The organism is Ahrensia sp. 13_GOM-1096m, from assembly GCF_000620605.1.
Lineage (GTDB): Bacteria > Pseudomonadota > Alphaproteobacteria > Rhizobiales > Rhizobiaceae > Ahrensia > Ahrensia kielensis.
Genome location: NZ_JIAX01000013.1, coordinates 104,216 through 122,594, shown reverse-complemented (window position 1 = coordinate 122,594; position 18,379 = coordinate 104,216). Strand labels below are relative to the sequence as shown.

Genomic DNA, 18,379 nt, shown 5'->3' with positions numbered 1-18,379 from the left:
TTAAACTTCACTCGCTCTCAGATGATTTAGCCCAAAGATTGATGTCTTCATCGCCGGCAATTTCATCAATGCGCTTTAGTTCATCGCTCGTGAACTCAAGATTTGAGACAACACCCGCACAATCCAAAACTTGACTTGGCTTTGATGCACCGATGAGCGCTGTTGTTACGCGTTCGCCGCGCAGCACCCAAGCCAGCGCCATTTGCGCCAATGTTTGCCCACGTGCTTCTGCCATCTCGTTCAGCGCCCGAACGCTATTAAGTGCACTGTCAGTGAGCATTGATTCAAACAGCGATTTACCTTGGGTAGCACGGCTACCCTCAGGAATTCCGTTCAAATATTTCTTCGTCAATATGCCCTGCGCAAGCGGCGTAAAAGCAATGGAGCCAACGCCTTCCTCTTCCAGAGTATCGAGCAGGCCATCACTCTCCACCCAGCGGTTCAGCATGTTGTAGCTTGGCTGATGGATAAGACACGGCGTTCCAAGATCTTTAAGGATTTTGACCGCTTGGCGTGTCCGCTCTGAATTATAAGATGAGATACCCGCATAAAGCGCTTTGCCGGAACGCACGATTTGGTCCAGCGCGCCCATTGTCTCTTCCAGCGGTGTATTTGGGTCAAAGCGGTGCGAATAGAAAATATCAACATAGTCTAGGCCCATACGCTTCAAGCTCTGATCGCATGACGATATATGGTACTTTCGGCTACCCCATTCGCCATAGGGTCCGGGCCACATGTCATAACCAGCCTTTGACGATATAACCAACTCATCGCGGTAACCGGCAAAATCAGTTTTCAAGATTTCGCCAAACGCACTTTCTGCACTGCCCGCAGGCGGCCCATAATTATTGGCCAAGTCAAAATGAGTGATTCCATTGTCAAACGCTGCCTGACAGATTTCCCGCTTTAATGTATGCGGTGTGTCATCGCCAAAATTGTGCCAAAGCCCTAAGGACACAACGGGCAACTGCAAGCCCGAACGCCCACAATGGCGATAGGTCATTTTTTCGTAGCGATCTTCGGCTGGTACGTAACGCATGAAATTCTCCAATGGTATTTGGCCGCGAAGATGATCAGCGCAAGCCAGTTTGTAAAGCTAGCATCCGCACAAATCGGTACTGCTGGGTACACCTAATATGGAATATAGCACTCAAGAATACTATTAGCGGCGAACCACACACCCACTTGACTTTACGGGTTTATACCATCATAGAAGCCCCGTTGGTGCGACATGGTTCGCGCCGCGTTTATTTTACGCGGCAATTTTGTCAGTCAACATCATAACCGGAACGACTATAAAAAGACGGCCTACGTCCTTGGCGTAAGAGCTGGAATTGAACACGAAAGGTAAAAACGATGTTCGCAGTCATTAAAACCGGCGGTAAGCAGTATCGCGTATCCGCTGATGACGTATTTAAAATTGAACGCCTTGACGCTGAAGAAGGCGCACAAGTCGAATTCACAAACGTATTGATGGTCGGCAGCGGCGCAGAAGTAACAATCGGCGCGCCTGAAGTTGATGGCGCAACCGTCGTTGCTGAAGTTGTCGAGCAAGGCCGTGGCCGTAAAGTTATCGCTTTCAAAAAGCGTCGCCGTCAGAATTCACGCCGCAAGCGCGGTCATCGCCAATACGAAACAACTGTTCGTATTACAGAGATTCTGACAGATGGTGCAAAGCCTTCTAAAAAAGCAGCTGCTAAGCCTGCTGCGAAAAAAGAAGCTGCTCCTAAAGCGGAAACAAAAGCAGCACCTGCTAAAAAAGAAGCTGACGCTTCTGCATCAGCAGCGCCATTGTTTACAGCGCCAGCAGGCGATGCAGACAAGCTAACAAACATCAAAGGCATCGGCCCAGTTGCTGAAAAGCAGCTTAACGAGCAGGGCATCACAACTTTCGCTCAGATCGCAGCTCTTTCAAAAGCTGACATCGAAAAAGTTGATGAATATATGCCTTTCTCTGCTGATCAGATCACTGACTGGCAGGCGCAAGCTAAAGAACTTATCAAAGGCTAAGCGCGTTTATCGCGCTCTGACTTGATATCTCGGGCAAATGCCCATAATAACAATTTGGTTCCAACGTTAGGCAGCAGCCAGACACTGGAACAACCAAACCGCAAAGTGCGGCAGGAGATTTAAGATGGCACATAAAAAAGCCGGTGGTTCGTCACGAAACGGTCGCGATTCTGAGTCAAAACGCTTAGGCGTTAAAAAATTCGGTGGCGAGAATGTTATTCCTGGCAACATCATCCTACGTCAGCGTGGCACAAAGTGGCACCCTGGTACTAATGTCGGCATGGGTAAAGATCATACGATTTTTGCTACATCTGAAGGTGCTGTGGAATTCCGCAAGAAAGCCAACGGACGTACATATGTTTCTGTAGCGACAATGCAGGAAGCCGCTGAATAAGCCGGAACTTCTTGAGACCGGTGTTCAAATCCCCGGTCTAATTGTAAAATGACTTAAGGGAGTTGAGCATCAGTTCAGCTCCCTTTTTAATACAAGCCTAGTGAAAACAGATGATAGCAACTGCAAACATGAGTTCTCCGAACGCCTCTGTATTTGACCTTGATACACCTGTTCTTGAGACGCCGCGCCTCATCATGCGCCCGCCGCACCGCGAGGACATTGAGGATCTGGCCTTTATCGGCAACAACAGAGAAATCGCGGAAATGACATCCCGCATGCCGCATCCCTATTCAAAGGATGATGCGCTGGCCTTTATCGAAAGCTTCGAAAGCGGCCGATATGAGGGATGTATCTATGCGATCACACAAACGGATTCCGGCCGCTTAATCGGCATGGGCGCTGTTGAAAATCGCAAACGTTTCGGCGGTTTGGAAATCGGTTACTGGCTTGGTAAGCCCTATTGGGGCAGAGGCTTTGCAACAGAAGCCGCCAGTGCGCTCGTAGATCTTGCCTTCCGTGTGACTGAAACTGACTGCGTTTATGCGGCATGCCGCACGAACAACCCTGCCTCACGCGCAGTGTTGAGAAAACAAGGCTTTAACTTTGTTGGTCTCGACGAAATGAACTCACTAGCCGCTGGCATTGTGCCAATTGAGCGCCATTGTCTTGAGCGTGATATCTGGCTTGATAAGAAATCTGAAGAAAGCAAAGCCGTCGCACGCAAATAATACGTTAAAGACGCGAGTGGATTCTCTACTCGCACTTTGACAACATTTGCGTTAGACACTGCGCTCATAACTCTAAATAGCGTATTGTCGTATCCATGAAATTCCTTGATCAAGCCAAAGTATTTATTCGTTCCGGTGATGGCGGCGCAGGTTCCGTCTCTTTCCGCCGTGAAAAATATATCGAATTCGGCGGCCCCGATGGCGGCGACGGCGGACGCGGCGGCGATGTATGGGCCGAATGTGTTGACGGCCTTAACACGCTGATTGATTATCGTTACGCCCAGCACTTCAAAGCACCAACCGGCGTACACGGCATGGGCCGTAATATGACCGGTAAAAAGAGCGATGATAAAATCCTCCAAGTGCCCGTTGGAACGCAAATTTTTGAAGAAGACAATGAAACGCTCATCTGCGACCTCACAGAAGTCGGGCAGCGCTTTCAGCTTGCGCGCGGCGGCAATGGTGGCTTTGGCAATGCTCACTTTAAATCGTCGACCAACCAAGCACCGCGCCGTGCCAACCCTGGCCAAGACGGTATTGAAAAGTGGATATGGCTGCGCCTAAAGCTGATTGCAGATGCTGGCCTTGTCGGCCTGCCAAATGCAGGAAAATCTACCTTCCTTGCCAGCGTAACATCGGCCAAACCAAAAATTGCTGACTACCCATTCACCACACTTCACCCCAATTTGGGCGTAGTGCGTATTGACCAAAAAGAATTTGTGCTGGCTGATATTCCCGGCCTCATTGAAGGTGCACACGAAGGTGTTGGCATTGGCGACCGCTTTCTTGGCCATGTCGAGCGCACACGCGTATTGCTGCATCTGGTTTCTGCGCGTGAAGAAGATGTGGCACATGCCTATAAAGTTGTTCGCCGCGAACTGGATGCCTATGGCAACGGTTTGGAACTGGACCAAAAAGCAGAAGTCATCGCGCTTTCACAAACTGACACACTGCTTGAAGACGAGCTTGCGGAAAAAGCTGCGGCTTTGGAAGCGGTTTGCGGCCAAAAGCCAATCATGCTGTCATCGGCCACACGTTCAGGTATCGATGATGTGTTGCGGGCATTGATGCGCCATATTCAGGCACAGCGTAAGCAAGAAGATGGTCCGGAAGACCCAACACGCTGGGAACTGTAAATCTGTGGTCGCGCTATCAAATTATAAGCGTATCGCGATAAAAGTCGGCTCTGCCCTTCTTGTTGACCGAAAATCTGGTGTGCGCGATATTTGGCTCAAAAGCCTATGCGCCGACATTGCCAAATTACAGGAAGCTGGCTGTGAGATAATGATTATCTCCTCCGGCGCAATTGCGCTTGGACGTACAGTTCTTGATCTACCGTCTGGCATTTTAAAGCTAGAAGAAAGTCAGGCTGCCGCTGCCGTGGGGCAAATCGCCTTAGCGCCAGCTTGGAATAGCGCCCTTAAACATCACAATATTAACACCGGCCAGATCTTGCTGACGCTCGAAGATACAGAAACACGGCGTCGATATCTCAATGCGCGCGCAACATTGAGCGAGCTTTTGCGCCTCAAAGCTATTCCTGTCATCAATGAGAATGACACTGTCGCAACGAGCGAAATCCGCTACGGCGATAATGATCGCCTTGCCGCACGTGTTGCCACAATGATGAATGCCGATTTGCTCATCTTGCTGTCAGATATTGATGGGCTTTACACGGCACCGCCAGCCTTAAACCCAGATGCTGTGCATTTGCCAATCATTGATACGATTACGCCTGAAATTGAAGCCATGGCAGGCAGCGCCGCTTCTGAATTATCACGCGGCGGTATGCGCACGAAGATTGATGCAGGCAAAATCGCCACGCACGCCGGAACCGCGATGATTATCGCAAAGGGTGAAGCACAAAACCCGCTTCAGTCTTTGCAAGATGGCGCGCGCTTCACGCTCTTTAAACCATCGACAACGCCTGTTTCGGCTTGGAAGAACTGGATTGCCGGTCAATTAGAGCCACAAGGCAAGCTTATCATTGATGAAGGTGCACGCGGCGCACTGTTAAGCGGCAAGTCGCTTCTTGCCGCAGGCGTCAAATCAGCTGAAGGTGATTTTCAACGCGGTGATACTGTCGCGATTTTGCTTGAAGGGTCTAATATCGAAGTGGCGCGCGGCCTTTCTTCATATAGTTCACATGAAGCGCAGCTTATTACGGGCCGCCGAAGCAGCGATATTGAAACCATATTAGGCTATGCGCCACGCGCAGCCATGGTTCACCGCGATGATATGGTCATCAGCTAACACACGCACTAAGAAATATTTGCAAGAAAAAGGCCGAAACGCTGCAACGTTTCGGCCTAAAGTCCTAATAAGTTATCCCAACCCAAATAGGAACACACAAATAAGGTACATGGAATGGTACCTTACCGCAAGTAAGTTTTGGTAAGCTGTAAATTTCCAACATTTTTGAAGCGAATTTCAATTTTTGGCCCAATCAGCCATTCGCGATTTGAACAAAGTCGATCACGAAAAGCGTGATAACCCGCGAGAATTTCGCAATCCTAGCCCTTCAAAAGTCATTTCAAGAAAAAAGCCCAAAAAAAGTTCATTTTTCTCTTTTCCAAGAATGCCTAAAACAAAGGCATTTCGGCACTTCCATTTTGCAACGCTGTGTTCACAAAAACTACACATTACGAGCAACAGAAAGAAAAATGGACACTTCAAAAATCCGCAAGTATTTGAATTAGCTTAACAATTTATATCGTCCGCTTCTTTTCCGCGCACCTCAATCACGGTTACTCTCACAGAAATCTAACGTTTTCGTAATTTGAAACCCTGCGCTGAGGAGCCTATCTTCAACTCATCGGAAGCGGAACGAAAGAATGTTTCAAACATCTTTTAAACCGCAACCCAAAACAAGACCGGAATAAAAAACGACCCGGCCAGAATTTAGACGAAACTTTTGAGCGACACTTAGCGTTGTTCAAATGACAACAATAAAAAGGAACACATTATGAAAACTCTTGCACTTACACTCGCAGCAACTTTGATTGCTTCTACTTCTGCTTTCGCAGCTAATAGCTCATTTTCAAATGGCGACGGTTCTTACCTGCAACATGGCAGCAACCTTGACATGGAATCAACAGCTTCAATCGGTACAAATGCAATCGACACAAGCGCAGTATTTACTTCAAGTGAATATGTGAACGGCCGCGACGCTACAGTGAAATACACACTTGGTGCAGACGGAAGCCGCAACATCATTTCTGAATCTTTCCGCTCAAGCGACCGTTAAGATTTAGCTTCAAGAGCCCGAGGCGCTGCAATGCCTCGGACCCGCCCAGACGATCCCAACCCAATTTTAAAAATAGCGTTCAAACGCTGATAAAAAGGAATACATTATGAAAACTCTTGCCCTTACACTCGCCGCAACTTTGATTGCTTCTACTTCTGCTTTCGCAGCTAACAGCTCATTTTCAAATGGCGACGGTTCTTACCTGCAACATGGCAGCAACCTTGACATGGAATCAACAGCTTCAATCGGTACAAATGCAATCGACACAAGCGCAGTATTTACTTCAAGTGAATATGTGAACGGCCGCGACGCTACAGTGAAATACACACTTGGTGCAGACGGAAGCCGCAACATCATTTCTGAATCATTCCGTTCAAGCGACCGTTAAGATTTAACTTCAAGAGCCCGGGGCGCTGCAACGCCTCGGACGCTTCGAAACTATCCCAACTCAATTTTAAAAATGGCGTTCACACGCTGATAAAGGAATACATTATGAAAACTCTTGCCCTTACACTCGCCGCAACTTTGATTGCTTCCACTTCTGCTTTCGCAGCGAACAGCTCATTTTCAAATGGCGACGGTTCTTACCTGCAAAACGGTGGCAATGTTGACATGGAAGCAACAGCTTCAATCGGTTCTGTTGCAACAATCGACACAACAAACATTTTCACAGTTGATGAAGTTGTTCATGGCCGCGATGCAAAAGTGAAATTTACACTGAATGCAGATGGAAGCCGCAACATCATTTCTGAATCTTTCCGCTCAAGCGATCGATAATTACTCAAATTGCCAGATTTCAGATAATCCCCCTCTCCCAATAGGTTAATCTGGCAAGAGTGGACCTGACACTGCCAATGCAGCCAGGTTCAAGCGAAGTCATAAGCGTGCCCCTCCATGCTCAATGACTTCGCCGTATCAACCACCGCCGGCAATGCCAGCGGTGGTTTTTTTGCAATTATAAACGTCACGTTGCACCAAATGCCGCATCGGTGTAAGAACGCCCAAGTTCTAAAAATTGAGACGGATATGCTGACGCAAACAAATAAATCGACGCAAGAGATTGAAAGCCTAATGGCCGCGATTGGCCAAAATGCGAAAGCGGCAAGTGGCCCTCTATCAATCGCTTCAGCGCAGCAAAAAAACGACGCATTAGCGGCGATGTCCGATGCTGTACTCAAGAACATCGATGTCATTCTTAGCGCCAATGAATTGGACATGAAAAACGGCCTCGAGGCTGATCTTTCGCCTGCAATGCTTGATCGCCTTAAACTCGATAAAGAGCGCATTGAGGCGATAGCAGCAGGCATCCAGTCAATTAGCAAATTGGCAGACCCAATTGGCGAAGTAATCGCTCAGTGGGATCGCCCAAATGGTTTGAACATCGAGCGCGTACGCACGCCGCTTGGTGTGATCGGCGTCATTTATGAAAGCCGTCCAAATGTAACAGCGGATGCTGGTGCGCTCTGCTTGAAAGCTGGCAACGCTGTCATCTTGCGCGGCGGCTCGGATTCAGTCAATTCATCACGCGCCATTCACGCTTGTTTGGTGAGCGGCTTGAAACAAGCCGGATTGCCAGAACACGCAATACAGCTTGTACCAACAACAGACCGCGCAGCTGTCGGCGAATTGCTGAAAGGTTTAGGCGGCTGTGTAGACGTGATCGTCCCACGCGGCGGAAAAAGTCTCGTAGGACGCGTTCAAACCGAAGCACGTGTGCCTGTTTTCGCGCATCTTGAAGGTATCTGTCACATCTATGTGGATGGCTCTGCCGATTTGCAGATGGCTGTCGACGTTGTCACAAACGCAAAAATGCGCCGCACAGGCATTTGTGGCTCAGCCGAAACGCTACTTGTGGACCGACAAGTAGCCGCCAGCCACCTCATACCTATTTTGAAAAGCCTAAAAGAGAAGGGTTGCGAAATTCGCGCCACAGAAGAAATTTGCATTGCTTATCCTGATGCTGTTCCAGCGAAGGAAGAAGATTGGGCAACCGAATATCTTGATGCCATTATCTCGGTGAAAGTCGTTGATGGTATTAGCGCCGCTCTTGCCCATATTCAAAAATACTCCTCTGCCCATACAGAAGCTGTGATTGCAGAAGACGAACACGTCGTCTCGCGCTTTTTCAATGAAGTTGATAGTGCGATTTTGCTCCACAACGCTTCAACACAATTCGCTGATGGCGGCGAATTTGGCATGGGCGCTGAAATCGGCATAGCCACAGGAAAAATGCATGCTCGCGGACCCGTTGGCGTTGAACAGCTGACATCGTTTAAATACCGCGTGCATGGCACCGGCCAGATCCGAACCTAACCCGCGTGAAACACACCAAGGACATCACCGCAGGCGTTGCAGCGCAATATCTGCGCATGCCCTATGTTGAAAAAGGCATGACCGTTGGTCTTTTCGGCGGCTCTTTTAACCCGCCGCATGATGGGCACCGACTGGTATCGGAAATAGCGCTGCGCAAGCTGGGGCTAAACCAATTATGGTGGATGGTCACGCCGGGTAATCCGCTTAAAGACACATCTAAATTACCAAGCCTAGCGGAGAGAATTGCGCTTTCTGAAAAGCTCAATCATGACCCGCGCATCAAAATAACAGGCTTTGAAGCCTCACTGAATACAGCCTACACGGCCCAAACATTGGCCATGATCCATAAGCGTAATATCGGCGTGAATTTCGTTTGGATTATGGGCGCAGATAATCTAGCCAGCTTTCACAAATGGCAAAATTGGCAAATTATCGCTCAAACATTTCCCATAGCCGTGATTGACCGCCCCGGCTCCACTTTGTCTTATCTATCATCGATCATGGCCAAAACTTTTGACTATGCCCGCGTTGACGAAAATGATGCACCCGCTTTGGCGCATCTAAAAGCGCCCGCATGGACATTTATTCACGGCCCAAGATCACGACTTTCATCAACAGCAATCCGCGACAAAACAACAAACCAGTAACATGTCGTAACCTTCTTCAAGATGGATTGCGTCTTGAAACTGTTATATAGGCATGACTATCTTTACATTATCAGGCAGACGAAACGCCTGATTTGCAAATGTTCCAGAGGAAAGGACCCACTTGAGAACAGCAAACGAAAAGAAGGTTAAACAACCTTCAGCATCCGAACTCAGCGGCACTGCCACTGCGCAACGGATTTATGATCTTGTGATGGACAGCTTGGATTCAAGCAAAGCCATCGACATCATCCCGATCAACATTCGAGGCAAATCTGCACTGGCCGATTATATGGTTGTTGCATCAGGTACATCACATCGACACGTGAACGCTGTTGCTGACCAATTGCTTCGCACATTAAAAGAGCAAGGCTTGGGCACGTCCCGCGTCGAAGGTCTTGCAGGCGCCGACTGGGTTTTAGTCGATGCAGGCGATGTGGTTGTGCATATCTTCCGTCCGGAAGTACGCGAATTCTATCAGCTTGAAAAAATCTGGTCAGAAGACGCAGACACGGTGCATTAAAAATACCGCTCCGGTACAGCACCGGAAAGGATTGATTTATGCAGCTGGTTTTATTTTGTGTTGGCCGTCTTAAAAAAGGGCCAGAGCGCGAACTTGTTGAGCGCTATCTTGACCGTGTGGCCAAGACAGGCCCGCAATGCGGCCTGTCTTTTGGCGGCGTAACAGAAATCGTTGAAAGCCGCGCCCAAACCGCCGAACAGCGCAAAGCTGAAGAAAGTGCGCGTTGCCGCGAGCTTTTAAGCGACCCACGTTCCGCACTGCTTTTATTTGATGAACGCGGAAAGGCACTTGGTTCACGCGATTTTGCTGGAAAAATCGGCGATCTTCGCGACCGTGGAATCCAGACCTTGGTGGCCGCAATTGGCGGCCCTGACGGTCATGACCAAAGCCTTGCACAAGAAGCACAAATGGTCGTAGCACTCGGCAAATTAACCTGGCCCCATCAAGTGGCACGCATTTTGGTAGCCGAGCAGCTCTATCGCGCGAGCGCCATTTTGAACAATCACCCCTATCACCGCGACTAAAAAGCCAAGCGCTTAATCATATTTGCGCCCCTTTACACTTTTATCGCAGCGCAAATCATTTAAGGTTAGGCAAGAAACAGGCTTTGATTCTTGGCAACGACATTGGGTAAATTTTTAACACGGCAATATTGGCTGGTGGCGCTCTTCATGTGCGCTGTCACCAGTGCGCAAACGCAGGTGTTATTACCCGATGATATGCCCCCAGAAGTTCGCCAAAGCCTACAAAAATCTACCGCAGAATTAAACGCAATCCTTGATGAACGCGGTGTCACAGAACAACGCACCAAAGAACTTGAAATTGAGGTCGAAGCAATTCGCAAGGATAGAGCGGCGATTACAGCAGCGCTTATTCAATCTGCCAAAACTGAAAAGAAATTAGCGGCAGATATTTTTCAATTGCAAGAAGATCTGTTGGCGCTTGAAACCCAAAAGGCAGACATTCAAATCGGCCTATGGGAGCGCCGCGGCGCATTGGCAGAAGTATTGGCGGCTTTGCAGCGCATGGGCCTTAACCCGCCGCCCGCAATTTTGGTCACGCCCGAAGATGCACTTGGCTCGGTGCGCAGTTCTATTCTTTTAAGTGCAGTGGTGCCGCATATGCGCGCCGAAACCGAAATTTTAATTGCCGACATTCAAGAACTCGATCAAATCACGGGCAGCATTACGTCAGAGCAAGAAAAGCTAAAATCAACACGCCAAGAGCAAGCAGCAGAACAAAAGCGCCTCACTTTACTTGTCGAAGAAAAGCGCAAAATTGAAGGACAGACGGCAGCAGAATTGGCCGCGCAACAAAAACGCATGGCCGAATTACTTGCACAAGCCGAAAGCATGGAAAGCTTCATTTCTTCGCTAGAAGATGAGGCCGAACGCGTAAAACGAGAAGCTGAAGAAAAACTACGCGCTGAAGAACAAGCGCGCATTGAAGAAGAGCAGCGCAAAAAGGCAGAAGCAGAAGCAGCGCGCCTTGCAGCTGAAAAAGCACGTGAAGACGCCGAGCGCGCCAAGCGTGAAGCCGATGAAGCCCAGCAGCTTGCTGCCGAACAAAAGCTGCGCGAGGCAGAAACAGCCCGTTTGAATGCTGAGCGCGAACAACGCGAAGCACAATTGCGAATCAATGCTGCGCGTGAACGTGCAGCTGAATTGGCTGCAAAACCAAGTAGCATTGCGCCGGCAGCAGCATTTTCAACCCGCAGCGGCCAATTGGCAAAGCCTGTTTCAGGCCGCACAATTACCGCATTTGGCGATGATGACGGACTTGGTCAAAGAGCACAGGGTGATACATTAGAGACCAGCCCTAACGCGATTGTGACTGCACCAGCAGATGGGAAAGTGCTATATGCTGGACCATTCCGCGCCTATGGTAACCTATTGATCATTGATGCAGGAGAAGAGTATCATCTTGTCCTTGCCGGTATGGATAGGATAGACGTTGCACAAGGACAATTTGTGCTTGAAGGTGAACCAGTAGGCGCAATGGGCCGTATCAGATTAGCCAGTGTTACGGCTGCGGCGACTAAAAATGACAACCCGACGCTCTATATAGAGTTTAGGAAGAATTCAAAACCGATCGATCCATCACCATGGTGGGAAAAGATCAGTGCGGGAAGGACGTAAATATGCTCCGTAAACTATCTCTGCTGTTCGCAGGTGCACTCATTGGTGCAGGTACAACAGTGCTTGTAGCAGGCCAACCGATGATTAGTGCCAATGCAGCGGGCAATGAGACATACAAAAATCTAGCGATTTTTGGAGATATTTTCGAAAGAGTGCGCAGCAATTACGTCGAAGAGCCAAACGACAGTGAACTCGTTGAAAATGCAATCAACGGCATGTTGATGTCGCTTGATCCCCATTCGTCATATCTCAATACTGAAGATGCTGATGACATGCGCACACAAACCCGCGGTGAATTTGGCGGTCTTGGCATTGAAGTTACAATGGAAGATGAACTTGTTAAAGTCATCACACCTATGTTTGAAAGCCCCGCTGAAGAAGCAGGCGTGCTTTCCGGTGACTTTATTTCCAAAATTGACGGCGAAGAGGTTCGCGGCCTGACACTGCAAGAAGCGGTCGACAAAATGCGCGGCCCCATTAACACGCCGATCGTATTGGAGCTTCTACGCAAGGGTGCCGATGCGCCGATTGAAGTGACTATCGTTCGCCAAATCATTACTGTTCAAGCTGTAAAAACGCGCATTGAAGATGACGTTGCTTATCTTCGTGTTATCTCCTTTACCGAGCAGACCTATGATGATCTTGCCGAAGGTATCGAAAAGATGACTGCGGAAATTGGTGAAGATAAAATCAAAGGCTATGTTATTGATTTGAGGCTCAATCCGGGCGGTCTTCTCGATCAGGCGATCAATGTATCCGATGCGTTCCTTGAAAAAGGCGTTATCGTTTCAACACGTGGCCGCGATGACCGCGACAGCCGCCGCTTCTCTGCGCGCGCAGGTGATTTGGTCAACGGCAAGCCGGTTATTGTGCTGATTAATGGCGGTTCCGCCTCTGCATCTGAAATTGTTGCTGGCGCTCTGCAAGACCATCGCCGTGCAACGGTTGTGGGCACACAAAGCTTCGGCAAAGGCTCGGTTCAGACAATCATCCCGCTGGGCGAAGGCGGCGCGTTGAAGTTGACCACAGCGCTGTATTACACCCCTTCTGGTATTTCCATTCAGGGCAAGGGCATTACACCGGACATCAAAGTGGACCAGACCTTGCCTGAAGAGCTTCAGGGACGTGATTTAACGCGCGGTGAATCTGATTTACGCGGCCATATTGCGGGCGAAAAGGAAGATGACGAAGGTTCCGGCTCAGTTGCTTATGTTCCCCAAGACCCAAAAGATGATGATCAGCTTACATTTGCGCTCGAATTGCTGCGCGGAGAGCGCACGGATAAGGCATTTCCGCCAGATCCAAACAAAGCGACATCTAACTGATCTCTAACAACGGTCGGCAAACGGTAGCATTGCCAAAACCGTGACGAGACCTAAGATAGAGGCCACCATCGCTGGTGGCCTTTTTGATTCGATTAATTATGTTCAAGCAGCCTGAAAGTTATTCTAAAATATGAATGATCTAAACGCCCCGCTTGGCAAAAACTTACCGCCAAAAAAGCGCGCACCCAAAACGCCGACCTCGCCGCCAACGGGAAGAGGCTTTGCCGTTATATTAGGCGTTATATTTATCGGCATTTTGGCGCTCAATATTTACATCTTCATTGATACGCACAAAGATACAGGCACGCTTGTTGTGCGCCTGCCTGAACCAGAGCCAATTGAAATAGCCGAAGCAAAGTCTGAGCCAGAAGCGGACAAGCCCGATGTTGAAGTCATCTATGGGCAACCGGACGCAAATCTTTCACAAGAGCCGATTATAGCCGCTGAACGCGAAACAATCACAGAAGTTTCGCCGGGCGGCCCGCGCATCATTACAATCCGCGATCCACAGGCGACCGAAATCGGCCAGCCGGATGGCCAACGCCACCGGCCAGTGCAAAGCGCATTGGAGGAAACAGATGCGGGCAAGCTACCCAAACGCACCGATGATGGACGCCGCCCTGTTGATATTTATGCGCGGCCTTGGTCAAATGCTGGCGGCAAACGCATAGCCATTGTCATTGGCGGCCTTGGCCTGTCACAGACGGGCACGCAGCGCGCGCTGGATCAATTGCCACCAGAAATAACGCTGGCCTTTGCCCCAACCGGCAACAGCTTGGATCGGTGGATGGGTGTAGCCCGCAAAAAAGGCCATGAGCTTTTAATGCAAATTCCAATGGAACCGTTCAACTATCCGCAGGTAAACCCCGGCCCGCATACGCTGCGTTTGGCTTCAAGCCCTGAAACCAATCTTGAAAACTTGCAATGGGCGATGGCCCGAATGACCAATTATAGCGGCGTTACCAACTATCTTGGCGCGCGCTTCATGGGCGACAAGCAAGCAATAACGCCGATATTAGAAGAATTGGGCGAGCGCGGCCTCTTGTTCTTTAATGACGGCAGCTCAGGCACAGCTGGCAATCTTGGCGCTGATGCTGCGCGCGCCCGCGTTCCCTATGCGGCTGCAAATGTGATTATTGATAACTCGAATTCTCCAGATGACATTCGCACCAAACTCAAAGCATTAGAAGCATTGGCCGAGGCACGCGGCACAGCAATTGGCACAGGCTCCGCGCTTGAACTCACGGTTAAAACCGTTGCTGAATGGGCCAACCAAGCCAAAAAGAACGGTTTTGAAATTGTTGGTATCGCCGCTCTTGCAAGCGATCCCGAGCGTAAGCGTTAGATAGGGCACCCAATGGCTAAGAAAGACAAAAAACACATGCGTGCAGAAGATCTTCCATACCGTCCTTGCGTTGGTGTCATGATTCTCAACAAAGAAGGCCTTGTCTGGGCAGGGCGGCGCATCAAAGAAGGCAATACGGAATATTCCGGCTCTCCTCTATTGTGGCAAATGCCGCAAGGCGGCATCGACAAGGGTGAAGAACCGATAGAGGCGGCCGCACGCGAACTTTATGAAGAAACCGGCATGACATCGGTCACCCTCATTGAAGAAGCGCCTGAATGGTACAACTATGATTTGCCCGCCGATATGATTGGTATTGGCCTTAAAGGAAAATTCCGCGGCCAAAAACAGCGCTGGTTTGCCTATAGATTTTCAGGTGATGAATCCGAAATTCAGATTAACCCACCGCCAGGTGGGCACACTGCTGAGTTTGATCAATGGGCGTGGAAACCCATGGCTGAGTTGCCAGAGCTGATCGTGCCCTTTAAACGCGATGTCTATCAAAACGTTGTTGCAGCCTTTGCGCATTTGGCAGGCACCAAAAGCAACTGACGTCTTCTCAATGCGGCTGTTCAAAGTTGTGTTCTTATAAATTGGGCTGCCCAGCAAGGCCCGCACAAGCACGCCACGTTTCAATTGGTCAGGGTTAAAAAGCTTCTAAGGCAAGCAATTGCTTAAAAGAATCTATAACGGAGCAATCAAATATTAACCAAATGAAACTTAGAACATTAAGATCGAAGAGCCCTGTTTTGGCTTAGGCATGATGCCGCTTTCGCACCCGGTAATCCGGAATGTTGATATCCATCCATTCCATAACGGGACTTTCTATGAGTTCTCCCTCGCTTTCTGTTAATCAGGCGACACAAAATACGAACTCCTCCTCAACTTTGAGGCGCGGTATCTGGTCATTTGCTGGCTTGATCGTGTTGACCCTTGTCGGCACGACGAGTTTTGCGATTTACACTCAATCGCAAAATAATAATGTAAGCCAAAGCATTCAGCAGGTAATCGAGGCGAAAAATCTGGTTTCAGATATTGCCCCACCGCCAGCATATGCGATCGAAGCTTATGTGAATGTGCTTGAGGCCAATCGTGGCCGCGCCGATATCAAAGCGACTTTCAATGAATTCCAACAGCGCGAAACTGAATATTTGCAGCGTGTGGATCATTGGAAAGCATCACCAATTCCAGCCGATATTAAACAGTCGATTACCGTGGACGCGCCCGCTGCGTTGCAAGATTTCTGGCAGCAGTCAAAAGAGGTCGTCTTTCCGATCCTTTTGAAAGAAGGCGCTCGATCAGCTGTTGATGGCTCAAAGCTCAATGCAGCTTTAATGCAAATCGAAAATTCATTTAGCAATCACCGCGATATTGTGGCCTCTGCCACAACACAAGCGCAGCAATATCTTGATAGCAACGCCGCATCAGCACAAACAGCTGAAGGCATGAGCGATTGGACATTCCCTGCGCTTGCTGGCCTGATAGGCCTTATGGTTCTTGCTGCTCTTTATGCGCTCAGCCGCAATGTTCTAACGCCGCTTGGCGCTATTGCACGTCATTCTGAAGGCCTGACAAAAGGCGAAGATTTAGGCGAAATCCCATTTACTGAGCGGAACAATGAAATTGGTTTCATTGCCAGCGCATTAAACACAATAAAGCATTCAAATTCTGATTCATTAAGCGCGCAAAAAATCATCAATGAAGAACGAGAACGCGCTGCAAAACTTTCAGAAGAAATCACAAAAGAACGCGAAGAGCGTGATGCAGAAACAGCCAAGGCTGTCAGCCAAATCGGCGCTTCTTTAAACCGCATGGCCAAAGGTGATTTCACTGGCACAGTTGATACCCCGTTCACAGGCGAATTGGAAAAACTACGCGCAGACATCAATTCCACACTGGCACAAATCTCACAAACATTCGGCCGTATCGTCAACACGACAGAAAGCCTTGGAACAGGCGTGCTTGAGATTGTCACAGCGTCGGACGATCTTTCTGTTCGCACCGAGCGCCAAGCTGCATCTTTAGAAGAAACAGCTGCGACACTCACACAGATCACTGCGACCGTTAAAAAATCATCTGAGGGTGCAAAACACACCAAAACAGTGGTTGAGACGGCCAAAGAAGATGCGATGCAAAGCGGTGCAGTGGTTGAAAAAGCCCTTTCCGCAATGAGCGAGATTGAAAAATCTGCCAAGGAAATCAATCAGATCATTTCAGTCATTGATGAGATTGCCTTCCAGACCAACTTGCTTGCATTGAACGCAGGCGTAGAAGCTGCCCGTGCAGGTGATGCAGGCAAAGGCTTTGCTGTTGTTGCATCAGAAGTTCGTGCCCTTGCACAGCGCTCTGCCGAAGCGGCCAAAGAAATCAAAGGCTTGATTTCAAAATCCAGCGTACAGGTTAAAGACGGCTCCCAGCTTGTGGGCAAAACCGGCGAAACACTACACCGTATTGCAGATCAAGTTATTCACATATCTGAGGTTGTTGACCAAATCGTCAGCGGTGCGGACGAGCAGTTCCAGTCCTTGAACGAACTCAACGCCGCTGTCAGCGATCTTGATTCCGGCACACAGCAAAATGCTGCCATGGCAGAAGAAGCAACTGCGGCCTGTCATTCACTCAAGGCAGAAGCATCAGAACTCACTGATTTAATCAAGACGTTCAAGATTTCAGGCAATACAACCTTCGCGCCACGCGCACCTATCCAGCCACCCGTAAGACCGGCCGCTAAAGTTGCGCCAAGCGCACCGAAGGCACGCACAGCGCCAACGGCTCCGCTTGCACCAAGCGCGATTAGAAAACCAGCGCCGATAGAGCCGCGCAAATTCGTTACATCTGCCAAACCTGTTGCGATTAACGGAAAAACCACGCAGCACCACGCGCCAGCGCCCTCGCCTGCCAAAAACCTAATTTCAAAAGTCTCCAGTGCTTTTGCGCCAAACACGCAAGGCAATACCGCACTGCAAGACGATGACTGGACGGAGTTTTAAGACATGACAGATCAAGAAATGGACTTGAGTATCGATCTCGATATGTCCGATCTATCGCCCGCTCTAAATTCAGGTGAGCAGTCGAACCTAGCAATCGACGCAAAGCTATCTGGCGAAAATGTTGAAGCGCTCATCAGCGATATTTTAGCATTGCGTTACAAAGATTTGAACATCGACGCGAGCGCTGTTGAGCAAGCCGATACGCCCTGCATTGAGGCGCTGATATCGGCATCAAAACAATGGGCGCTTGATGGATTTTCTCTGACTTTTTCAGCCATATCTGAAAATTTCATAGCCATACTTTCTACATTAGGTCTGGATCAATCTGATCTGGAAACAGGAGAATTGAAATGACGACGACAGTCCTTGCGGTCGATGATTCACGCACGATGCGCCAGATGCTGGAGCATTGCCTTAAAGGTGCAGGTTTCAATGTAGTTTTGGCAGAAGATGGCGCAGATGGCTTGGAAAAGCTTGCAGCCAACGATCCTAAAGTCATTATCACCGACATCAATATGCCTGTTATGGATGGCTTCGAGTTCATCGAAGCAGTGCGCGGCGGTGACAATAAATCACGCCTACCAATCCTCGTCCTGACAACTGAAAGCGATGCGGCGAAAAAAGAACGGGCCCGCAACGCAGGCGCAACGGGCTGGATTGTGAAACCATTTGATCCTGAAAAGCTCATTGGCGCTGTCAAACGCGTTATGCCGTAAGGGGAA

At 49.2% G+C, this 18,379-nt stretch carries 20 protein-coding genes; 19 read left to right on the top strand and 1 reads right to left on the bottom strand.

Features of this window, described 5'->3' with window-relative positions:
* Positions 1–7: 7 nt before the first annotated feature.
* Positions 8–1,039 (bottom strand): L-glyceraldehyde 3-phosphate reductase, encoded by a 1,032-nt coding sequence (gene mgrA, locus N530_RS0111580; RefSeq protein WP_026480814.1) that lies wholly within the window; start codon positions 1,037–1,039, stop codon positions 8–10.
* Between the two features lie 317 nt (positions 1,040–1,356).
* On the opposite strand from mgrA, the gene N530_RS0111575 reads away from it, so the two are divergent.
* The 19 genes from N530_RS0111575 to N530_RS0111485 all read left to right on the top strand — a co-directional run bounded on the left by N530_RS0111575 (position 1,357) and on the right by N530_RS0111485 (position 18,373).
* Positions 1,357–2,010 carry a 50S ribosomal protein L21 gene (locus N530_RS0111575; protein WP_026480813.1) on the top strand — a complete coding sequence of 218 codons (654 nt, stop codon included), beginning with the start codon at positions 1,357–1,359 and terminating at the stop codon, positions 2,008–2,010.
* 124 nt (positions 2,011–2,134) lie between these two features.
* Positions 2,135–2,404, top strand: a complete 270-nt coding sequence (gene rpmA / locus N530_RS0111570; protein WP_018690158.1) for a 50S ribosomal protein L27 — start codon at positions 2,135–2,137, stop codon at positions 2,402–2,404.
* Positions 2,405–2,532: 128 nt separating this feature from the next.
* A complete protein-coding gene (locus N530_RS0111565) occupies positions 2,533–3,132 on the top strand; it encodes a GNAT family N-acetyltransferase (protein ID WP_026480812.1) in 600 nt (199 codons plus the stop codon).
* A 95-nt stretch (positions 3,133–3,227) separates the two neighbouring features.
* Positions 3,228–4,268 (top strand): GTPase ObgE, encoded by a 1,041-nt coding sequence (gene obgE, locus N530_RS0111560; protein ID WP_026480811.1) that lies wholly within the window; start codon positions 3,228–3,230, stop codon positions 4,266–4,268.
* Positions 4,234–5,385 carry a glutamate 5-kinase gene (gene proB / locus N530_RS0111555; RefSeq protein WP_051540915.1) on the top strand — a complete coding sequence of 384 codons (1,152 nt, stop codon included), beginning with the start codon at positions 4,234–4,236 and terminating at the stop codon, positions 5,383–5,385. Before obgE ends, proB begins: the two co-directional genes overlap by 35 nt.
* A 712-nt stretch (positions 5,386–6,097) precedes the next feature.
* Positions 6,098–6,379, top strand: coding sequence for a hypothetical protein (locus N530_RS0111550; RefSeq protein ID WP_026480809.1), 282 nt, complete (start codon positions 6,098–6,100; stop codon positions 6,377–6,379).
* Between the two features lie 106 nt (positions 6,380–6,485).
* Complete coding sequence (locus N530_RS0111545) at positions 6,486–6,767, top strand: hypothetical protein (RefSeq protein ID WP_026480809.1); 282 nt, start codon at positions 6,486–6,488, stop codon at positions 6,765–6,767.
* 104 nt (positions 6,768–6,871) lie between these two features.
* Positions 6,872–7,156, top strand: coding sequence for a hypothetical protein (locus N530_RS0111540; RefSeq protein ID WP_026480808.1), 285 nt, complete (start codon positions 6,872–6,874; stop codon positions 7,154–7,156).
* Between the two features lie 249 nt (positions 7,157–7,405).
* On the top strand, positions 7,406–8,692 hold the full coding sequence (locus tag N530_RS0111535; protein WP_026480807.1) for a glutamate-5-semialdehyde dehydrogenase: 1,287 nt from the start codon (positions 7,406–7,408) through the stop codon (positions 8,690–8,692).
* A 56-nt stretch (positions 8,693–8,748) separates the two neighbouring features.
* The gene (locus tag N530_RS0111530; protein WP_051540931.1) at positions 8,749–9,339 is read left to right on the top strand and encodes a nicotinate-nucleotide adenylyltransferase; all 591 of its coding nucleotides are present in this window, start codon (positions 8,749–8,751) and stop codon (positions 9,337–9,339) included.
* 121 nt (positions 9,340–9,460) lie between these two features.
* Positions 9,461–9,859, top strand: coding sequence for a ribosome silencing factor (rsfS, locus tag N530_RS0111525; RefSeq protein ID WP_026480805.1), 399 nt, complete (start codon positions 9,461–9,463; stop codon positions 9,857–9,859).
* Positions 9,860–9,897: 38 nt separating this feature from the next.
* Positions 9,898–10,383, top strand: coding sequence for a 23S rRNA (pseudouridine(1915)-N(3))-methyltransferase RlmH (rlmH, locus tag N530_RS0111520; protein WP_018690463.1), 486 nt, complete (start codon positions 9,898–9,900; stop codon positions 10,381–10,383).
* A gap of 102 nt (positions 10,384–10,485) precedes the next feature.
* Positions 10,486–11,997: a murein hydrolase activator EnvC gene (locus N530_RS0111515; protein ID WP_162150955.1), complete on the top strand. Its 1,512-nt coding sequence runs from the start codon at positions 10,486–10,488 to the stop codon at positions 11,995–11,997.
* Between the two features lie 2 nt (positions 11,998–11,999).
* Positions 12,000–13,322, top strand: coding sequence for a S41 family peptidase (locus N530_RS0111510; RefSeq protein WP_026480803.1), 1,323 nt, complete (start codon positions 12,000–12,002; stop codon positions 13,320–13,322).
* A 130-nt stretch (positions 13,323–13,452) separates the two neighbouring features.
* Positions 13,453–14,667, top strand: coding sequence for a divergent polysaccharide deacetylase family protein (locus tag N530_RS0111505; RefSeq protein WP_026480802.1), 1,215 nt, complete (start codon positions 13,453–13,455; stop codon positions 14,665–14,667).
* A gap of 12 nt (positions 14,668–14,679) precedes the next feature.
* Positions 14,680–15,219 (top strand): RNA pyrophosphohydrolase, encoded by a 540-nt coding sequence (locus tag N530_RS0111500; RefSeq protein ID WP_026480801.1) that lies wholly within the window; start codon positions 14,680–14,682, stop codon positions 15,217–15,219.
* Between the two features lie 275 nt (positions 15,220–15,494).
* A complete protein-coding gene (locus N530_RS18675) occupies positions 15,495–17,657 on the top strand; it encodes a methyl-accepting chemotaxis protein (RefSeq protein ID WP_162150954.1) in 2,163 nt (720 codons plus the stop codon).
* 3 nt (positions 17,658–17,660) lie between these two features.
* Entirely contained in the window at positions 17,661–18,011 is a 351-nt protein-coding gene (locus N530_RS18005; protein ID WP_035267013.1) for an STAS domain-containing protein, read from the top strand.
* Positions 18,008–18,373: a response regulator gene (locus tag N530_RS0111485; protein ID WP_018690470.1), complete on the top strand. Its 366-nt coding sequence runs from the start codon at positions 18,008–18,010 to the stop codon at positions 18,371–18,373. The genes N530_RS18005 and N530_RS0111485 overlap by 4 nt, the downstream gene beginning before the upstream one ends.
* Positions 18,374–18,379: the final 6 nt, after the last annotated feature.

Coding starts and splice junctions, on each gene's coding strand:
- N530_RS0111575 (WP_026480813.1), top strand. CDS start 1,357: ATGTTCGCAGTCATTAAAACCGGCGGTAAGCAGTATCGCGTATCCGCT.
- N530_RS0111505 (WP_026480802.1), top strand. CDS start 13,453: ATGAATGATCTAAACGCCCCGCTTGGCAAAAACTTACCGCCAAAAAAG.
- N530_RS0111535 (WP_026480807.1), top strand. CDS start 7,406: ATGCTGACGCAAACAAATAAATCGACGCAAGAGATTGAAAGCCTAATG.
- N530_RS0111565 (WP_026480812.1), top strand. CDS start 2,533: ATGAGTTCTCCGAACGCCTCTGTATTTGACCTTGATACACCTGTTCTT.
- N530_RS0111510 (WP_026480803.1), top strand. CDS start 12,000: ATGCTCCGTAAACTATCTCTGCTGTTCGCAGGTGCACTCATTGGTGCA.
- proB (WP_051540915.1), top strand. CDS start 4,234: ATGGTCCGGAAGACCCAACACGCTGGGAACTGTAAATCTGTGGTCGCG.
- N530_RS0111550 (WP_026480809.1), top strand. CDS start 6,098: ATGAAAACTCTTGCACTTACACTCGCAGCAACTTTGATTGCTTCTACT.
- N530_RS0111545 (WP_026480809.1), top strand. CDS start 6,486: ATGAAAACTCTTGCCCTTACACTCGCCGCAACTTTGATTGCTTCTACT.
- N530_RS18675 (WP_162150954.1), top strand. CDS start 15,495: ATGAGTTCTCCCTCGCTTTCTGTTAATCAGGCGACACAAAATACGAAC.
- N530_RS18005 (WP_035267013.1), top strand. CDS start 17,661: ATGACAGATCAAGAAATGGACTTGAGTATCGATCTCGATATGTCCGAT.
- N530_RS0111485 (WP_018690470.1), top strand. CDS start 18,008: ATGACGACGACAGTCCTTGCGGTCGATGATTCACGCACGATGCGCCAG.
- N530_RS0111500 (WP_026480801.1), top strand. CDS start 14,680: ATGGCTAAGAAAGACAAAAAACACATGCGTGCAGAAGATCTTCCATAC.
- N530_RS0111530 (WP_051540931.1), top strand. CDS start 8,749: ATGCCCTATGTTGAAAAAGGCATGACCGTTGGTCTTTTCGGCGGCTCT.
- N530_RS0111540 (WP_026480808.1), top strand. CDS start 6,872: ATGAAAACTCTTGCCCTTACACTCGCCGCAACTTTGATTGCTTCCACT.
- rpmA (WP_018690158.1), top strand. CDS start 2,135: ATGGCACATAAAAAAGCCGGTGGTTCGTCACGAAACGGTCGCGATTCT.
- rlmH (WP_018690463.1), top strand. CDS start 9,898: ATGCAGCTGGTTTTATTTTGTGTTGGCCGTCTTAAAAAAGGGCCAGAG.
- obgE (WP_026480811.1), top strand. CDS start 3,228: ATGAAATTCCTTGATCAAGCCAAAGTATTTATTCGTTCCGGTGATGGC.
- mgrA (WP_026480814.1), bottom strand. CDS start 1,039: ATGCGTTACGTACCAGCCGAAGATCGCTACGAAAAAATGACCTATCGC.